Here is a 16,617-nt window from a genome sequence, read left to right on the forward strand (position 1 = left end):
TTCTAGTAACCCCTGCACTCACCCTTTTATCTGTTATGGTTAGACAATGTTTGCCGGTGAATGCTGATTAAATCAATTAATAAAGAGAATCCTGTTTCCCTTTTCCCTGCACCTGCCCCACTAAGGGTCACAGGTCCTAATAAATCACATTCATATGTTACCGCATTTACTGCTCCACTAATTGAAGCTAAGGGGTCAAGCAACTCTACTTTTTCCGGAGCGATGGAAGCACATATTTGTTCACCACGCTTGGTTGCCTTCGCTAAGAGCTTCCACCGTTTCCTTTCCATTTTCGCTGTCTCGATTTCTTTCAAAGTAAGATTGGTAATTCCCTTGCAAATAACATCTTTTACATTTAGATTTGCACCCATTAAATAGTTTGCTAAAATCACAATCTTGTAGCGAGCATCATATCCTTCAATATCGTTTGTCGGGTCAGCCTCTGCATATCCTAGCTCCTGCGCTTGTTTAAGAGCTTCTTTAAATGAGATTCCATCTTCTTCCATCTTCGTTAAGATATAATTTGTCGTTCCATTTAAAATACCACGTATTTCTGTGATTTCATTCCCAGCCAGAGTGGTTACGGGCATCCTTAACGCGGGTGTCCCACTCATCACGGTACCTTCAAAGCCCCAATAGACTCCTTTTCGCCTTGCTAGCTCCATTAGTTCTTTAAAGGCAAGAGCAACGGGACCTTTATTTGTCATCACGACATTCTTTCCAGAATTAAATGCCGCTTTACAATAATCGATCGCTGGTTGCCCCGTGTTCACATCTGTAAATGAAACTTCAATAATCGTATCCGCATTCGTTTCCTGAATTGTCTTTAAACTATTCCAACCGGTCATTAACCCCTCACATGCTGGGTAATTTTCTATAGTTCCCGTTCCCTCTAATACGTCTAGGACAGTAGAAATATCAAGTCCATCTGGATGATAAATTGAGCCTTTATTTATGTCAGCAATTGCAACAATTTTTGTTGTTAATTCTTCTGTTTCATAGAGAAACTCTTTTTTGTCACGGAGAATCTCGGCGAACCCTTGACCAACATTTCCAAAACCAATTAAGGCTAATTTGTGAGTCACTTTCACACCCCCAATGTATTTATTATTTTGCCTCCCCTGTTAGGAACTCAATGACCGTTTGCACCAATATACCTGTCCCTAAAGGTAAACAGGATTCATCGATATCAAAAATCGGCGTATGCAATTCACGCTTAATTTCATCATTTTTACAACAACCTAAAAAAAACATTGAACTCGGTAGCTGTTGAGAAACGTACCCGAAATCTTCGCCGCCCATCCCAAAGCACCCATTTGTAACTTTCGCCTCGGGATTTTGTTGTAAAATCGCATTGTTAATCAATTCATTCACTCTAGGACAATTGTATAGAGCAGGTTCTCCTCTTTTAATGTTTAATGTGCAGTTCCCTCCCAAATTTACTACCAGCGAGAATGCTCTCTGAAGTTCGAAGGCCAGAAGTTTGCGAACTTCTGGTGTATAACTTCTAATCGTGCCCTCAATGATTACTTCTGTAGGAATAATATTACTTGCAGAACCAGCATGTATTTTGCCGATGCTAATTACACCCGACTCAAGAGCTTCTAATCGACGAGATACAATTCCATAAACAGCTTGCAGTACGGGACCGACCATCCAGATTGGATCCGTTCCTTTTTCAGGATAAGCTCCATGACCTCCTGTTCCATAAATTACACCTTCAAAAACATCAACATTTGCCATACTATAACCATCATTTATTTGAACTTCACCAGCAGGTAACCAAGGACACATATGCAGCGCAACAGCCATGTCGACATCATCATAAACACCATTCTGAAGAAGATAAGGTGACCCAGATAGTCCATTTTCATCCGGGCTTTCTTCTGCAGGTTGAAAGATCAATTTTACAGTACCGGATAGCTCATTAGCTTGAAAGATATTTGTTAAAACTGTTGCAACCCCCAATAAAATCGCAGTATGGGCATCATGGCCACAAGCATGCATCACTCCACTTTTTTTTGAACAATAATCACAGTCATTTTCCTCTTTAATTGGTAAAGCATCCATGTCTGCACGGAGCGCGATACATGGCCCATCTCCACGCGACAATGTTCCGACAACACTTGTCTCGACACCAATACCTGCTTCCACTTTCATTCCTTCTAAGTTCTTTAACGTGTTTTGAACAAACCTAGATGTCTCGAATTCTTTAAAACTGAGTTCGGGATATTGATGTAAGTGTCGCCGCCATTTTATTAGGTGGCTAGTTAAAAGATGAACCTGTTCCGTTACTGAAATTGGTTGAGTCATTTGTCGCATTTTCCCTTCCCTATCAAATTCTGATTTCCCCTTAACTTTTTATCCTCTGTTTACATATGCAAAAGCCTGTTTGAAATCAGCAATTAGATCATCAATCTCTTCAATTCCACACGAAACACGAATGAGCCCTTCAGGTATCCCCATCGCTGCTCTTTCTTCAGGAGTGCATTCAATGTGACTTGTTGTACGAGCTGGCCCTACGGTTGTCTCGACCGCCCCGAGATTTGCAGCTCGGTTGGCAAATTGTAATCGGGGCAATAACTCTTTAACCATGTTCATTCCACCTTTAACACTAAAGCTAAGCATCCCTCCATATCCTTTCATTTGTTTTTTGGCGATGTGATGGTTGGGGTGCTCCTCAAGCCCTGGATAATAGACACCTTCTACTAAGTCTTCTGTTTTTAAGTAGTTTGCTAATGCTATAGCATTTTTGCTTTGTTGACATACTCGCAAATGAAGTGTTTTCATTCCACGAAGCATTAAATAGGCTGCCATTGGGTCCATTGTTGCTCCATTAATTTCACGATAATGAAAAATTTGTTCAACCAATTCTTTCTTTCCACATACAATGCCGCCCAAAGCATCCGCATGTCCGCCAAGGAACTTTGTAGCACTATGGATCACTAAATCTACTCCTAAGCTCAATGGTGTTTGATTAATTGGTGTTGCAAACGTGTTATCAACGATTACCAATGCACCTACCGCTTTTCCTGCCTTTGCCATTCGCTCAATATCTGTAATCTTAACTGTCGGGTTTGTAGGAGTTTCCAAATATAAAATTTTGCATCCCTTCAGTACCTCGGCTTCCATTTGTTCATGGTTTCCTGTTTCACACAAGATGACCTCAATTTGTTGCCTAGGCAAGAATTCAGTAAAAATTTTGTTAGTCCCGCCATACGTATCTTTTATAGAAACGATCCGATCTCCTGGAACTAAAAAAGTTGCAAAAGTATTACTGATGGCAGCCATTCCTGTTGAAAAACTAGTAGCCGCTTCTGCACCTTCTAAAATTTTCACTTTATCCTCAAAAGACTGGACAGTAGGGTTCGTATTTCGTCCATAAATATGACCATCTATTTTTCCAGTCGCAACCTCATACCATTGTTCTAAATCATCATATCCATAAGCGACGCTAAGAACGACCGGAACCTGTGTTGCACCGTGAACTAAATAATCCTTTTCCCCTGCCCATACTGCCTTTGTACCAAGTTTTGCATTTTCCACAAGATCCCTCCTCAATATTTTCCGAACAATAACCCCCGAGATTTTGCTTCTATCACCTTTTTAAACTTCTTTTATAGCTGTAACAATCCTCAAGCCAATCTTCGATTAACCAACACCCTACACTTCTTCAATTTCACCGATGTCGGATGGGAAATCATTGCTATTTATCAATGGTAGAAATTGCTCTTTTACAAATAATTGTCTAGGCAGTGACGCGAAAGTTTCACACCCGTTTTCCGTTATTCGAATCGATTCACTCGCTTCAAAACCATAATCATCAAGCCATATTCCCGGAATCAAATGGAATGTCATATTCGGTTTTAGTATCGTTTTATCTCCACTCCTAATGCTAACTGTGTGTTCTCCCCAATCAGGTGGGTAGTTTAAGCCCATTGAATAACCTAGTCTTGAGTCTTTAGTGAGTCCAAATTTACTTATGGTTTGCTTAAAAGTGGACTCAATTTCTTCAGAAGCGATCCCTGGTTTTATCATCTCAAGGCAGGCATTTAAGCCTTCCACTACTACATCTGATAAAATCTGGATCTTGTCAGCTGGCTTTCCAAGGCTAATGGTTCTCGCAAGTGGCGAATGATAACGCTTATAGCAGCCAGCGAGCTCAATTGTCACAATATCTCCAGACTCATATGGATCATCTGTCCAAGTTAAATGAGGTGTAGCTGAACGCTCTCCAGAAGGAAGTAGAGGGACAATCGCAGGGTAATCACCGCCAAATTCATTTGTCCCCCGAATTTGTGACCTAAATATCTCTGCGGCGACATCACACTCACGAACACCGACGTCAACCATTTCAAGAGCTTTTGTCATCGCAATTTCACTAATTTTGGCGGCGCGCTTTATCATTTCTATCTCGACATCAGATTTAATAAGGCGGAGCCAGTTGACAAGGAGAGAGCCATCGCTAATTGTGGCATTTGGTAATCCGCACTTTAATGCTTCGTAACATCTTGCTGTAAAATAGTAATTTTCCATCTCAACACCAATCGTTCGTTTATCTTGACCAATCTGTTTTAATATTTCAGCAACATATTTCATTGGATGGAGTGTCGTCGATTGCACATATTCGTCCGGATATGGAAAAATGTTTTCATGGAATAGCCAAGTTGTCATTCTTGCACCATTTGCATCTTGATTCCGACCAATCCAGAATGGTTGATCCTCATCATCAATAACAACCAGCATTTGGTGAACGTAAAACGACCAAGCGTCATAACCTGATAAATAATTAATATTGGCTGGGTCAGTTATTAGCAATACCTCTATTCCTTTTTTCGCCATACTTTCTTTTGTTTTTCGAATCCTTTCTTTATACTCCTCTGTGCCAAAATTCATAGGAACACTCCCCCTGCCTTCTCCATTACATTTGGTTATACCCTTATATTAGTGAAACAGGCAAGAAATGGTCATCTGTCAAAATGTATGAAAATTTTGTTGTTTTTTCTTTCAAAGTATCGAAATAAGATTAAAGCCCTTAACCTGCACAAAAAAACGACTTCTTTTTAAGCAAAAAGAAATCGTTTTCGATGATTGCCTTATTATTTTTGGTCCGAATTTTCGATATAACTTCCAAGTTTCCATATCTTTATGCATAATTCTAGAAGAAAAACCTCTTCAGGATCGAGGAGAGATAGCCCTGTTAAAGACTCAATTTTTCTCAATCGATAAAGCAACGATTGTCGGTGTAAATTTAAAGCTCTTGCTGTTTGGCTGACATTGCCATGACATGCATGATACATACTTATGGTTCCAATCAAGTCCATGTTTCGCTGCTGATCATACAAAAGAAGTGGTTTAACGGTAGTGTAAATTACCTCTTTCATTTCTTCATTTTTAGAAATAGTTAATAGAATTCGATCCATCTTTGTGTGTTCATGAAATGTCCGACGCCCAGGACCATTTTTGCGCCTCCCTAGACTTAGCGCTAATTTCGCGTGATCATAACTTAGCTTAAATCCTTGTAGGTTTTGATAATAATCTCCAACTCCCCATGATAACACAACATCTGGAAGCAAGTTGCGAAGACGACGCTCAATAAGATCTAAAAAAGCAGTAGGATGATTCCCTCTATCTCCAGGTATGGTCTCAAGAAACAATACGATTATTTCTTCTTGATAGGTCAGCATCACTTCCCGTTTTAACGATTGTGCTGAATAGTAAATTTCCTCCTCAATATAGCGGATCATATTCTCAAACCAGCTTTCATACGAATCGGTCAATCTCTTCGATTTTTCGAACAGGTTCTGTAAATTTTCAGGAAGGCCAACAATACATAAATAGGGTAATTTTATGTTATATCCCAATAATCTCGCACGCGAATGCGCTTGCTCCGATGAATGAATATTACCGTGTGCAAGTTCTTGAACAAAGTCACTACGTAATCTTATTTTTGTTGTTTCAATCGCATTCTTTCGTGATAACCATAAAGCAATCGTTGTAGTAGCATGTTCTAAAACAGTTCCAACAAAAGAGGAAACATAAGTTTCGATTTCCATTTCTGGAGGTAATAACACATATAAAAATCCTTGTACGTCACTGGCCACTTGTATAATTGGGAGCTGCAATACATTGTAACCATCGAAGCGAACTGACTGAACTTTATGAAACAACGGATCATGTGGTAATAAAGCTGAATCATCTACCACCGGAATAAGCCCCTTCATTACGTATTGGTTCCAATTTTTTGTTATTTGATGACTTTGTTGGTGTAGCTCTTGAATCATCCCCGTATGGTCCGTTAATATCAATGGAAATCCGATTTGTTTTTCAATATAGTTTAAAATACTATTTAAATCCTTTTCTTGGAGAATTAATTTTAAAAGATGCTGTTGAACTTTCTCTGATTTTTCACGATTCCACTGTTGACGATTATTCAAGTCCCTCATAACCTCGGCAATAATATTGGCAAATCGAATTTCCCAAGGTAATTCAATAATAATGAATTGCTCCTTTTCGGCAAGTTTTATTACTTCTTTTGGAATATCATATACATGGCGTCCCAAAGCAATCATAAGGGCAGAAGCTCCTGATTTTATGATATCCTTCACAAAACTCTTGAAAGTTTGAACCTCTTTTCCACAACCAATACCAGTACTTAAAACAAGTTCATTTTTGCGAACAAAATTTTCTACAGGCATTTCAATTACAGAAATCCATTGTACATAACGTTCCTCCATTTGACATTGGCCAGAGCGAACAACGGCACCTTGCATAACTTCCATATTCCATATTTCAGCAATGGTCAATTTCATAAACAAAACCCCCTTGACCTAAGTAATTTTGTGTTTAACGTTTCGCTACAGAGTTAACAAAATGGTCTTGGGGTCTTTTCAAGTATTTATTTTTAATAGTTGTTGAATAACGGATAAATCGACATTATTCCCTCTGATGATGGCGACTACACTTCCCTTACGGTAAGGGATTCTATTATTAAGGACTGGTGCGATACTGGTCGCTGCCGCTCCTTCTATGAGCATTCGATGTTCTTTTAACATATAGACCATACTATCTGCAATCTCATTTTCAGAAATAGTGAAAATGTTATCAATATTAGACTTTACCAACCTAAATGTATATTGATTATTAAGACCGATACCACCTAGTAAACTGTCGGCTAACGTTTGTCCTTCTGGTAATTTCACTGGATGACCTTGCTTTAAGCTTTCATACATAACAGCTGAGTGGTTTATAGTTGTTCCGATTACATTAACATCTGTATCAATTGATTTTAATGTTAATCCAATCCCCGATAATAGCCCGCCTCCTGATAATGGAATAAGGACATCTATTAGATCCGGTATTTCCTCTATTAGACCAAGTCCGATTGTTCCATGACCTGCAATGATATGTGGGCCATCAAATGGCGGGATTGCTGTCAGTCCTAATTGTTTTTCAAGTTGGAGACACCGTTCACTCGCTTCGTCTTGACTCTCACCATGCATCTCTATTTGAGCTCCAAGTTTTCTTAAAAATTCAAGTTTAACCTTTGGAACATTGTTAGATACACAAACAACAACATTAATCCCTAACTTTTTAGCAACATAAGTAACGGCCAGCCCATGGTTGCCGGTTGAAAAGGTAGAAATCCCTTTCTTTTTCTGACTATTACTTAAACTTAATATCTTATTTGCTGCTCCTCTTACTTTAAATGCTCCTATGTCATGAACGTTCTCTAATTTTAAATAGACATTACGTCCAATATTTTCAGATAATCCTATAGAGTGTACTAAAGGTGTTTTGTTTACCATTGAGGAAATTCGTTGTCTCGCTTCATAAACATCTCGGATTGTTACATTTTCCCTAATGTTTGAAGCATCCATGAGTAAGTTCCTCCTTAAAAAGGCTTCAGATAATTCATATATACTGTCAAACAGCATATAGTATGAATTTTATGTTTGGTATCAAAAAACTAACGAGGGGCTAGAATCTTCCTAAAAAACGATGGTTTCTACAAAATCATCTTGATATACTAATAGTTATTGTGTTTAGAAGTGAGGGAAAGAAATGCCTACAGAAAAACTTAGCTCAAGAGCCATTGTTATCGGTGGAGGTGTCGCTGGAAAACTTTCAGCTAGAGTTCTCGCCGATTATTTCGAGGAAGTAATGATAATAGAAAAGGACCATAAACAAGACCAACCCCAAAATCGGTCTGGCGTTCCCCAGGGTTTACATGGTCATGCTTTATTAAAAAGCGGTGAGGAAATATTAGAAGAATTTTTCCCAGGTATCATCGATGAACTTCAAGATTCTGGGGCAGTATCGGCCAATTTTTCACGTGACCTTGCTTGGTTCCATCATGGTAGTTGGAAAATAAGATCGCATTCACAACTAATGACCATTCAGCAAAGTCGACCTTTTTTGGAGTATCACATTCAGAAACGACTTCAGCATATTTCTACTGTTCATTCTATTTATGGTGCAAAACCCCTTCGACTTGTTCTTGACGCAAAAAAGACAAGTATCGCGGGAATTGAGTATCAGACGGAAGAAGGCAAAGTGGAGGAAATTGACGCCAATCTAGTAATTGATGCCTCAGGTGCAGCAACATTTACTACTCAATGGCTTAAAAAAAACGGCATCGCTACACCACCAATTGATGAGATACAAGTAAACCTCTGTTATGCAAGCAGGGCTTACGAACACTTATCTCCCGAAGACAGGGATTGGAAAGGTCTGCTTGTTTATCCGAATCCTCCACATCAGATAAGAGGCGGAGGTATGTACCAAATTGAAGCAAACAAGTGGATGGTCACCTTATTTGGATATGGACTCGATAGTCCTCCCAAGACGGATAAAGAGTTTTTAGAACATGCGGCAATCCTAGACCATCCTTCGTTTTTTGGAGCAATTATTGATGGCAAACCTGCTTCCGAAGTAAACATTTATCGTTTCCCAAAAATGAGGAGATTCCGTTATGAAAAGATGGAAAATCTCCCCAATGGACTAATTGTTATTGGGGATGCGCTTTGTCGAATTGATCCAGTATTTGCCCAAGGGATGAGCCTGTCAGCTTTAGAGGCTAAGCAGCTAGAGAAAGTATTGAAACAAGCAACAAAACATCAAAGTCTAGAGGCTATTAGCAAAAAAGCACATCAGGAATTCCAACGTGTTTTAAGCATTCCCTGGTTAATCGCTTCGATTGAGGATTTTAGGTTTCCTCATACTACTGGAAATAGATTTTTCGGATTATCATTTTTACAAGGCTATATAAAAAGAGTCATGTTAGCATGCTCAGATAATCAAATCGTTTACGAAAAGTTCATGAACGTTTTGCATCTTAAGGCACATCCTGCAACTCTTTTTGCACCGAAGATGATAAAATCCATTCTATTTAAGACCGTGACACCTCGTCACAACCTTGATAAAGAAAAAGTGATTCGGTCATAATAACTTCGAGGTGATTTTATGAATGTAAACCGACTAAAGGAAATTGTCGCTTCGAAGGATGAAATTTTGCTCCACTATCACGGCATACCGATCTGGATTGATAGCATTGACGAAAGTTCAGGTTTGGCAAAAGGTTCTGAGCGTGGAGCCCATGATACAAGCAGGCTTATCCCTTTTGATGAAATTGAAGAATAAAAAAGGCTAGATTCACTCTCAATTATACTGAGGTGAACTAGCCTTTTCTCACTTATTAAACAAGAAGACTCCAATTAGCATCAATAGCAATGCAAATAGTTTGGTAGGTTCAAAAGCAAATCTTTCCCCACCAAAAAGTCCAAAGTGATCAATGATAGAGCCAATTAGAAGTTGGCCAACAATGACGGTCATCAAAGTTGCTACCACACCAATCTTTGGCGTTACTAGGACCATAACAAACACATAGAAAGCACCTAATAAACCACCAATTAAGTTCATTTTTGGGACTTCTGAAATTGCCAGTATGTTCCCTTTCCCAAAGAATAGAACGGTAAAAAATAAGGCAGCCGTCCCTATAAAAAATGAAATAAACGAGGCTTCCATTGTTCCGACCTTTTTCCCTAAACCACCATTGACAACCGCTTGGATCCCAATTGCGATCCCACCAACTAAAGCCAACAATGAATAAACTATATTCACAGAATCCATCCCCTAACTAGCCACAACCATTTTCTGGATGGTGCCTGGCACCTACCTATTTTTTGGTTACATCTTTATTTGTACGATTTTTCACTTCATCCATTTTCTGATAGAAGGTTTCTTCTGCATCTAAATCAAAGTAGTTATAGAACTTCATAAGGTAAGCCATACAATCTGCCAATTCTTTTCCGATTTCCTCCTTGACCTTAGCTTTTGCTTGGCTAAAGGCCTCACCTTCCTCAACGCCATCTTGAATAGAGCGATAAGTAAGATTAAACATTCTTCGCATCTCTTCTGCTACCTCAGCAATTTCAGTTGAGAGCAACATATAATTGTTCAAAAGCGATGCCCTACTTTTTTCAAAGCTTTCTTCATTAATTATCCAACCCATTTCCTGTTGGAATTGTTTTGAGAAAGACTGTATCTCTTTCATGTTCATCCCCATCCATTTCCTTAATTTACTATACTATGTTTAGAACAAATTTCTCAGCATTAGTCTGCATTGTGTCTTATAATGAACGGATTAATCAAAAAAGGGAGTTCATAACCCGTTTGAAAATATCATTTAAGTTAAATATTACCACAAACAAACGAACTATTCAGTATAGAAAACCCGCCAACGCAGCTTTAAACTCACTTCATATTAAAAGTCTCTTTTCTTAAACTTTGTTGCTTTTGAAGAAAAGTGAGACTGAATGAACAGTAATACACAAATAAAAATCTTCACTCAGAGAAAAGAGCTTGCAAACATCATTTCAGTTTATGAAATGATATTTATTCCGTTTAAAACCAGCTTTAGGTTTTTTTTACATCAATCTTTATGAAAAAAGCCAAAAAAGAATAAATGTTCATCCTTTAGCTCAATCTAACTTTGAAAAAATTAATGTTAGGAGCGAAATTATGAATAATGCACAACAGGCACAAATGCCGACTCCCCCTCAAGTAATCACAACAAAAGATATGCTCTATCTTAAAGATGCGCTGTCTTGGGAACTATTGGCTTTGAAAAAGTTTCATCATCTCGCTGAGCAAGTGCAAGATCCTGAAATGAAGCAAGCCCTTGAAAATGCTGGGCAAATGCATCAAAACCATTACCAACGGTTACTATCGCACCTCCAAGTGAATAATAACGCCGCCATGGCAAATTTACCAAATCAAAATCAACAGCATTAAACAAAAGAGGTGAAAAAATAATATGCAAAATCAACAACAGCAAAATAATAATATGATTAAAAACCCTCAAGGTCTCAACCTACCACAGGTTAAAGGCCCCGAAATGAATGACCGTGATTTTATTAATGACGGCTTAAGTACCTGCAAATATTTAACGGATAGCTTAAATATTGCAGTACGTGAAGCAAGTCATGAACAGCTGTATCAAGATATGCTTCAAATGCTTCAGGAGACGCATGAAAGTTGTCGGACTCTCTTTAATTTGATGTTTAAGAATGGTGTTTACAAACTCGAAGCGGAAGAACAACAAAAAATTGACCAAGCTTATCAACAATTTAGTAACTACTCTACTCAGTTTCCATATCAATAAACCTAAGAAAAAGGCTAAGTTGTATTACTTAGCCTTTTTCAATACATTGAACTGTTTAAAGCTCATTCAGTTTACATAAATTTTAATACCGACTATTTTAACTATGTTAATTGGAAATGTTTCCAATTAAAACTAGGCTTGCAAATCTAACAAAAGTTCTTATAATACAGTTGATAAATAAAAATGATCGATTGAATATAAACGTTTATTAATTAATAAAGGTGGTACGCAAAATGGGGCATCAACAAACTTTTTTTCAAAAGGTAAAATCACTAATTCAACCAAAATCTGATCAGATTATAAACTGTGATATGAGTCATTTTGACAAGATTCATTATCCTGTCCCTACTGAAGTTGTTACAAATGGAATCATTAATAGAACTAACTTAACCAAGTTAAAACTAGATGAAAACTGGTTATTTCATCAGTTGAATCAAAATGGCGTTAGTTCTGTTTCGGAAGTGACTTATGCAGAAGTCCAACAAGACGGTTCCTTATATATTTACCAACCAAAAAATAGCGCACATTAGGACTCGGAATTAACCCTATTTTGATCTCGTACTCAAATAAACCCTTTTATTAGTTTTTTCTCCTACCACTCTGTTCTAAAGGAAAAGAAGCTCGCCTAAGCAAGCCTCTTTTCTTTTTTTTTGCTCTTTTCTCAAACTTTGTTGCTTTTAGATATATAGAGATAAGATTAGCTGCTGTGTTTTCACTGGACAGCAACTTTAAATCAGGAGAAAAGAGCCAGTCAGCTTAGTAAGAACACACAAAATGGGTGTGGCCAAAATGTAACGATAGAAGGTCTATCGTGCCCGGATGGGTCGAGGGATCGCCACAACGGTGACAAAGAAGGTTACAATAATCAAGATGGCAAGCAAGGATAACGCCATTCCAAATGGGAACCCTTCTAACACTGATTTTTGTTATATTTCTAAAGATTGAGACGCTTGCCACAAAGGCGTTTTAATATGCAAAAGAGGAAATTCTCTTCGTTCTTTCTTTACTTTTGGAAGATTAAACGGGCGCAGCAGCAAGACGAGCGGCAACTCCTTGGTATGTTGTAGTTATAAATAAGCGAGTTATCGCGTTGGATAAGAGGGCTTTTCGTTTGTATTCCTACCAACGAAATCCTGTTATCAATTGGTTTTGCACCATTTTTTTTCACATGCGAAAGCAAAGCCCCTGCGAAATTAATCAAAAATGGGAGCTAAAATTTAAATATGAAAAATGCTTCAAGTGTTTTTTACGTATCATTAGCTATTATGACTGGCCTTGTTTTAACACCAAACAGAGATTCCTCAGGAGCTAAAGAAGAAATCGATAGTAAGCCTGAAATCTCAGTGAAAATTGCGGAACTTCCAAAGGTTGAGAATCAAATGAAGCCAATCAGTGACGGAATAAGCAGGCTTGTTCTTCGTTAAAATCGGCTTTAGGATTTACCAACATTATTTACGAGTATAGGCTTTTATTTAATAACGTAAGTAGCCAACGCCTTTTGAACATCATAAATATTTTTGTCTTTTTTAAACTGCTTACTTATTGGTTGTGCCATACTTGAAATCCAAATTTTCAATTCAGCATCAAGTTCAAAAGACCCTGCTGTTTCAACACTGAAATGTGTAATGCTTTTATAAGGGACCGAGTGATATTCAATTTTCTTCCCTGTTACTCCTTGTTTATCGATGAGGATTAGTCTTCTGTCGGTAAACACAATTAAATCTCGAATTAGTTTATATGCTCTCTCAACTCGCTCATTCTCGGTTATAATCGAAGATAGCTCTCGCTCAACCTCTTTAACATCCACTTCAGAAACATTTCCCATTAAACCATCTAATAAGCCCATTTTTTCCCTCCTTAAAATTGTTTTCACTATTTTAAATTCCTTATGAAAACGTTATTTCCTTTTTTAATACTTAGTATTTATAATGATCAAGATATGTTACATTAATAAGGTATATTTACTAATTCAAAGGAGCTATCAAAATGACAAACGAAAATTCTAATAATCAATTGCCACCAAAAACCTGTACGATCGATCGACTTATTACAATGCCTACAGATATCCAAAAAGTACTTACAGGTAAGAAAACCGCAACGCGACGAAACGGACGTTATGCTGATGTGGGAGAAATCATGGAACTTGAAGGGAAGAATTTCATCATTACAAATGTCTATTCACAATCTCTGGGCGAATTAACAGATGACGATGCACGTCGAGAAGGCTTTAATACTGTGGAAGAATACAAGGAAAGTATTTTATCTTATCATCCTGGCATGCCTTGGTTACCAAATATGCGTGTGTGGGTTCATGAATTCAGTCCTGCTAATGAGTAAATAATATGCCTTACCGTTTGCTCATATACATCCATGTATTAAGTGCAATTGGTTCAATTGGACCTTTCTTTATCTTATTCCCAATTGTCAAGAAACTTCCACAGGCAACTGGTGAAGCACTTATAGCTTACATACATACTTTTCGCTCAGTTGTTCTGTTTACAAAGCATTCGGGTCATGTACTTGTTGGTTCAGGGGTACTTTTAGTTCTGTTAGGTCCATGGAATTGGAACACCTCTTGGATTTTAATGACTCTTGTAATTATGTTTTTGTCTATTTTCTTTTTAGCTAGGGCGTTTTCACCCACATTAAAAAGGTTTGAAGAAGCCGCCGTCAATAAACATGACCTGGCAAAAAAACTAAATCGAACGCTATGGAATTACCTAATTTTGTTATTGGTTATGCTATGGTTTATGGTAGTAAAACCTACGCTTTGGTAACAAGGAAATAAAGATACCATCCCAACAAATATGGGATGGTATTCTTTATTATTGGCTCTTTTATTAACTTTGTTACTTGCAATGCGAAATAGCTTAACCATACAAAAAAGCTTCATTTATGAGAAGAGCGCTGTCAAGTTAATTCAAATTACGAAATAGCTAATAATATGGAGTACCGTCGTTATGATTTTAACAGCAATCTTAAACAGCCTTATTATAAGTCAGAGATTTTCGGACATGAAATTTAGTTTTTGAAAATGGAGTTTCTACTATTCCGTGTTTTTTAAAAAATCTATCTATTGGATTAGCCCATGTTCTTATACTCTAATAGTTTTAATAGGAATACGCTAAAAAGGATATCCTGTAAGTGTACTTTCCTAATATCTATTCGAGGTGATTAAATGGATTTAAATCGTGTTAAACAAATCCTGTCTTCTAGTGCTGAAATTCCAGTCCACTATCACGGTGTTCCTGTGTGGATTGAGAAAGTAGATGAGTCGTCACAAATGGCTACTGTTACGGGTAAAGATACACGTGACGAGCCTATGCCTGTGCCAATCACTGATTTAATTGAGGAATAACGTAAACCCATTGTACAAAAGGAAGTCGACGAGCTAATTTCTCGGTGCCTTCCTCTCTCTTTTCATTATCTTTCTTTAAAGGAAACTTAGCTATGATTCCATTCCAAAGATCGTTTATTAAAATGAGAAAAGAGCTTACAAACTAAGTAGTAACACAGAGAAAAGCTTAATTTGCTTTAAAAAACGCTATAGGATTTTAACAACAAACTTTACGAAAACAGCCTTTTTTAATGAAATAATGAAGTCATGCTGCAAAATTAATGCCTCTCTTCTTTTAAGTCCTTAACCTGGTTAGCCCCGCTCATCAAATAAACGGTATATTTCTTTTTTTAATAAATGAAGCAAATCAAATTCAGATTGAAAGCTGATGCTCTCGACTACGTTTCGATAATACCATTCCTGTTCAGATTTTCCGCGTTTAAACCGTGACCAGACTTCCTCTCCTTCGATAGATAAATCATGGAGGATGGATCGAACATTATGTAACTTATCTGCACAGGCAACAATTCTGATGTCTTCAGGAGCAGTTTTTAAAAACTGAATTGTATGATCTTTTCGAGTCTCCCAACTTAGTGTTTTATCAGGCTCGGAACAACCTTCTACTATTGTTGCGACTCTCCCTCCAAACCATTGATTGATTTCTTTTATTGTGACCGATGTATCTTCAACAGTATCATGGAGTATCCCAGCTGCAACTATCTCATCGTCGTATCCTGCTTTCAGCAGAATCATTCCAACAGCAATAGGATGTGTTATGTAAGGTGTTTTTGTGTTTTTCCGATATTGTCCATCATGAGCGACGGAAGCTACTTGGATTGCTGTCTCAATTAATTCCATATGCTCAACCTTTCCTCTAAATTTCTTTATTATATTATCTTCAACAGAACTATAGAGTCATAAAACTCATCTAGAGCAGTTATCATACCTGTTACCCATTTAGGGAATGCTAAGGAAACAATCTGAAGAAAGGAAGTTTTTGATTATGAAAAGAATGTTGTCACTAGCTATTATGTTCATCCTTTTCAGTTTCCTGTCCGCATGTAGTGCAGATGAAAAGAAAATTGTCATCATGGAAGACTTAAATAATCCATCTCGTGAAGAAATAAGAGCGAAAACTCAACATCAACCAAATTCTGATAAAAAAATATCAAAAGAAATCGGGATAGGTGCTACCCGAGAGCAGTTTGAACAAGCTTATGGGGAAAACTACGGTGACCAGGAAATTGCTAGATATCAAAATGAATTTATGATTGTTACTTATGAGAGTCATCGAGCGGTAAATGTCCAATATCAATTCGCATATAAACCAGGAGATAATCCTACGATGGATGAATTAGAGGCCTTTATAACCGACCGAATCCCTTCTGATGCGGTTGAGTTAAAACGAGTGAATAAAGATACCACTCAAGAGGTGATACACTACCATAGCAACGCATTAAAAAAGCACATCGCAAAACACAGCTTTCGCGAAGGTGAACCAGGTAATTTTGTTGTTATTTTAAATAAAAATGATCAGGGTGATTTAAGTGTAACAATAGCTGTTGGTGGTCACAATTAATTCAGAAAACCCTGGAGTAGTACGACTATCCAGGGT

At 37.6% G+C, this 16,617-nt stretch carries 20 protein-coding genes; 10 read left to right on the forward strand and 10 right to left on the reverse strand.

Going from position 1 to position 16,617, the window contains the following annotated elements:
• Positions 1-26: 26 nt before the first annotated feature.
• The 6 genes from M3182_RS01385 to M3182_RS01410 form a co-directional block, all read right to left on the reverse strand.
• Positions 27-1,085, reverse strand: a complete 1,059-nt coding sequence (locus M3182_RS01385; RefSeq protein ID WP_251429272.1) for a homoserine dehydrogenase — start codon at positions 1,083-1,085, stop codon at positions 27-29.
• 22 nt (positions 1,086-1,107) lie between these two features.
• Positions 1,108-2,322, reverse strand: coding sequence for a M20 metallopeptidase family protein (locus tag M3182_RS01390; RefSeq protein WP_251555883.1), 1,215 nt, complete (start codon positions 2,320-2,322; stop codon positions 1,108-1,110).
• Positions 2,323-2,361: 39 nt separating this feature from the next.
• Positions 2,362-3,546, reverse strand: coding sequence for a cystathionine gamma-synthase family protein (locus M3182_RS01395; RefSeq protein WP_251555884.1), 1,185 nt, complete (start codon positions 3,544-3,546; stop codon positions 2,362-2,364).
• A 117-nt stretch (positions 3,547-3,663) separates the two neighbouring features.
• Positions 3,664-4,896, reverse strand: coding sequence for a M24 family metallopeptidase (locus M3182_RS01400; RefSeq protein WP_251429263.1), 1,233 nt, complete (start codon positions 4,894-4,896; stop codon positions 3,664-3,666).
• A 203-nt stretch (positions 4,897-5,099) separates the two neighbouring features.
• Positions 5,100-6,812, reverse strand: a complete 1,713-nt coding sequence (locus tag M3182_RS01405; RefSeq protein ID WP_251429260.1) for a PucR family transcriptional regulator — start codon at positions 6,810-6,812, stop codon at positions 5,100-5,102.
• A gap of 78 nt (positions 6,813-6,890) precedes the next feature.
• Positions 6,891-7,880 carry a pyridoxal-phosphate dependent enzyme gene (locus tag M3182_RS01410; protein WP_251429257.1) on the reverse strand — a complete coding sequence of 330 codons (990 nt, stop codon included), beginning with the start codon at positions 7,878-7,880 and terminating at the stop codon, positions 6,891-6,893.
• Between the two features lie 184 nt (positions 7,881-8,064).
• On the opposite strand from M3182_RS01410, the gene M3182_RS01415 reads away from it, so the two are divergent.
• Both M3182_RS01415 and M3182_RS01420 read left to right on the forward strand, forming a co-directional pair.
• Entirely contained in the window at positions 8,065-9,447 is a 1,383-nt protein-coding gene (locus tag M3182_RS01415; RefSeq protein WP_251555887.1) for an FAD-dependent oxidoreductase, read from the forward strand.
• A gap of 18 nt (positions 9,448-9,465) precedes the next feature.
• Entirely contained in the window at positions 9,466-9,642 is a 177-nt protein-coding gene (locus M3182_RS01420; RefSeq protein ID WP_251555888.1) for a small, acid-soluble spore protein, H family, read from the forward strand.
• A 48-nt stretch (positions 9,643-9,690) separates the two neighbouring features.
• On the opposite strand, the gene M3182_RS01425 is transcribed toward M3182_RS01420, so the two are convergent.
• Positions 9,691-10,122 (reverse strand): DMT family transporter, encoded by a 432-nt coding sequence (locus tag M3182_RS01425; RefSeq protein WP_251555889.1) that lies wholly within the window; start codon positions 10,120-10,122, stop codon positions 9,691-9,693.
• A gap of 55 nt (positions 10,123-10,177) precedes the next feature.
• Entirely contained in the window at positions 10,178-10,555 is a 378-nt protein-coding gene (locus tag M3182_RS01430; protein WP_251429245.1) for a MazG nucleotide pyrophosphohydrolase domain-containing protein, read from the reverse strand.
• A 467-nt stretch (positions 10,556-11,022) separates the two neighbouring features.
• On the opposite strand from M3182_RS01430, the gene M3182_RS01435 reads away from it, so the two are divergent.
• The 4 genes from M3182_RS01435 to M3182_RS01450 all read left to right on the forward strand — a co-directional run bounded on the left by M3182_RS01435 (position 11,023) and on the right by M3182_RS01450 (position 13,089).
• Positions 11,023-11,295 (forward strand): ferritin family protein, encoded by a 273-nt coding sequence (locus M3182_RS01435; protein WP_251429243.1) that lies wholly within the window; start codon positions 11,023-11,025, stop codon positions 11,293-11,295.
• Between the two features lie 22 nt (positions 11,296-11,317).
• The gene (locus M3182_RS01440) at positions 11,318-11,665 is read left to right on the forward strand and encodes a spore coat protein (protein WP_251429241.1); all 348 of its coding nucleotides are present in this window, start codon (positions 11,318-11,320) and stop codon (positions 11,663-11,665) included.
• A 233-nt stretch (positions 11,666-11,898) separates the two neighbouring features.
• Complete coding sequence (locus M3182_RS01445) at positions 11,899-12,195, forward strand: YetF domain-containing protein (RefSeq protein ID WP_251555890.1); 297 nt, start codon at positions 11,899-11,901, stop codon at positions 12,193-12,195.
• Between the two features lie 693 nt (positions 12,196-12,888).
• Positions 12,889-13,089 (forward strand): hypothetical protein, encoded by a 201-nt coding sequence (locus tag M3182_RS01450; RefSeq protein WP_251555891.1) that lies wholly within the window; start codon positions 12,889-12,891, stop codon positions 13,087-13,089.
• A 44-nt stretch (positions 13,090-13,133) separates the two neighbouring features.
• On the opposite strand, the gene M3182_RS01455 is transcribed toward M3182_RS01450, so the two are convergent.
• Complete coding sequence (locus M3182_RS01455) at positions 13,134-13,511, reverse strand: PH domain-containing protein (protein ID WP_251555892.1); 378 nt, start codon at positions 13,509-13,511, stop codon at positions 13,134-13,136.
• Between the two features lie 140 nt (positions 13,512-13,651).
• On the opposite strand from M3182_RS01455, the gene M3182_RS01460 reads away from it, so the two are divergent.
• From M3182_RS01460 to M3182_RS01470, 3 genes are all read left to right on the forward strand, one after another.
• Entirely contained in the window at positions 13,652-14,002 is a 351-nt protein-coding gene (locus M3182_RS01460; RefSeq protein WP_251433892.1) for an ASCH domain-containing protein, read from the forward strand.
• Between the two features lie 5 nt (positions 14,003-14,007).
• Positions 14,008-14,442, forward strand: a complete 435-nt coding sequence (locus M3182_RS01465; RefSeq protein WP_251433889.1) for a hypothetical protein — start codon at positions 14,008-14,010, stop codon at positions 14,440-14,442.
• Between the two features lie 401 nt (positions 14,443-14,843).
• On the forward strand, positions 14,844-15,023 hold the full coding sequence (locus M3182_RS01470; protein ID WP_251433886.1) for an H-type small acid-soluble spore protein: 180 nt from the start codon (positions 14,844-14,846) through the stop codon (positions 15,021-15,023).
• 291 nt (positions 15,024-15,314) lie between these two features.
• On the opposite strand, the gene M3182_RS01475 is transcribed toward M3182_RS01470, so the two are convergent.
• Positions 15,315-15,860, reverse strand: a complete 546-nt coding sequence (locus M3182_RS01475) for an HD domain-containing protein (protein ID WP_251433883.1) — start codon at positions 15,858-15,860, stop codon at positions 15,315-15,317.
• Between the two features lie 145 nt (positions 15,861-16,005).
• On the opposite strand from M3182_RS01475, the gene M3182_RS01480 reads away from it, so the two are divergent.
• The gene (locus tag M3182_RS01480; RefSeq protein ID WP_251433880.1) at positions 16,006-16,581 is read left to right on the forward strand and encodes a hypothetical protein; all 576 of its coding nucleotides are present in this window, start codon (positions 16,006-16,008) and stop codon (positions 16,579-16,581) included.
• The last annotated feature ends 36 nt before the right edge of the window (positions 16,582-16,617 follow it).

Source organism: Mesobacillus maritimus (genome assembly GCF_023715205.1).
In the GTDB taxonomy this organism is placed as follows: domain Bacteria; phylum Bacillota; class Bacilli; order Bacillales; family Cytobacillaceae; genus Mesobacillus_B; species Mesobacillus_B maritimus_C.

Excerpts from the sequence above, each read along its gene's own strand:
- M3182_RS01390 (WP_251555883.1), bottom strand. The coding sequence starts at position 2,322 with ATGCGACAAATGACTCAACCAATTTCAGTAACGGAACAGGTTCATCTT.
- M3182_RS01400 (WP_251429263.1), bottom strand. The coding sequence starts at position 4,896 with ATGAATTTTGGCACAGAGGAGTATAAAGAAAGGATTCGAAAAACAAAA.
- M3182_RS01405 (WP_251429260.1), bottom strand. The coding sequence starts at position 6,812 with ATGAAATTGACCATTGCTGAAATATGGAATATGGAAGTTATGCAAGGT.
- M3182_RS01410 (WP_251429257.1), bottom strand. The coding sequence starts at position 7,880 with ATGGATGCTTCAAACATTAGGGAAAATGTAACAATCCGAGATGTTTAT.
- M3182_RS01415 (WP_251555887.1), top strand. The coding sequence starts at position 8,065 with ATGCCTACAGAAAAACTTAGCTCAAGAGCCATTGTTATCGGTGGAGGT.
- M3182_RS01420 (WP_251555888.1), top strand. The coding sequence starts at position 9,466 with ATGAATGTAAACCGACTAAAGGAAATTGTCGCTTCGAAGGATGAAATT.
- M3182_RS01430 (WP_251429245.1), bottom strand. The coding sequence starts at position 10,555 with ATGAAAGAGATACAGTCTTTCTCAAAACAATTCCAACAGGAAATGGGT.
- M3182_RS01435 (WP_251429243.1), top strand. The coding sequence starts at position 11,023 with ATGAATAATGCACAACAGGCACAAATGCCGACTCCCCCTCAAGTAATC.
- M3182_RS01440 (WP_251429241.1), top strand. The coding sequence starts at position 11,318 with ATGCAAAATCAACAACAGCAAAATAATAATATGATTAAAAACCCTCAA.
- M3182_RS01445 (WP_251555890.1), top strand. The coding sequence starts at position 11,899 with ATGGGGCATCAACAAACTTTTTTTCAAAAGGTAAAATCACTAATTCAA.
- M3182_RS01450 (WP_251555891.1), top strand. The coding sequence starts at position 12,889 with ATGAAAAATGCTTCAAGTGTTTTTTACGTATCATTAGCTATTATGACT.
- M3182_RS01455 (WP_251555892.1), bottom strand. The coding sequence starts at position 13,511 with ATGGGCTTATTAGATGGTTTAATGGGAAATGTTTCTGAAGTGGATGTT.
- M3182_RS01460 (WP_251433892.1), top strand. The coding sequence starts at position 13,652 with ATGACAAACGAAAATTCTAATAATCAATTGCCACCAAAAACCTGTACG.
- M3182_RS01465 (WP_251433889.1), top strand. The coding sequence starts at position 14,008 with ATGCCTTACCGTTTGCTCATATACATCCATGTATTAAGTGCAATTGGT.
- M3182_RS01470 (WP_251433886.1), top strand. The coding sequence starts at position 14,844 with ATGGATTTAAATCGTGTTAAACAAATCCTGTCTTCTAGTGCTGAAATT.
- M3182_RS01475 (WP_251433883.1), bottom strand. The coding sequence starts at position 15,860 with ATGGAATTAATTGAGACAGCAATCCAAGTAGCTTCCGTCGCTCATGAT.
- M3182_RS01480 (WP_251433880.1), top strand. The coding sequence starts at position 16,006 with ATGAAAAGAATGTTGTCACTAGCTATTATGTTCATCCTTTTCAGTTTC.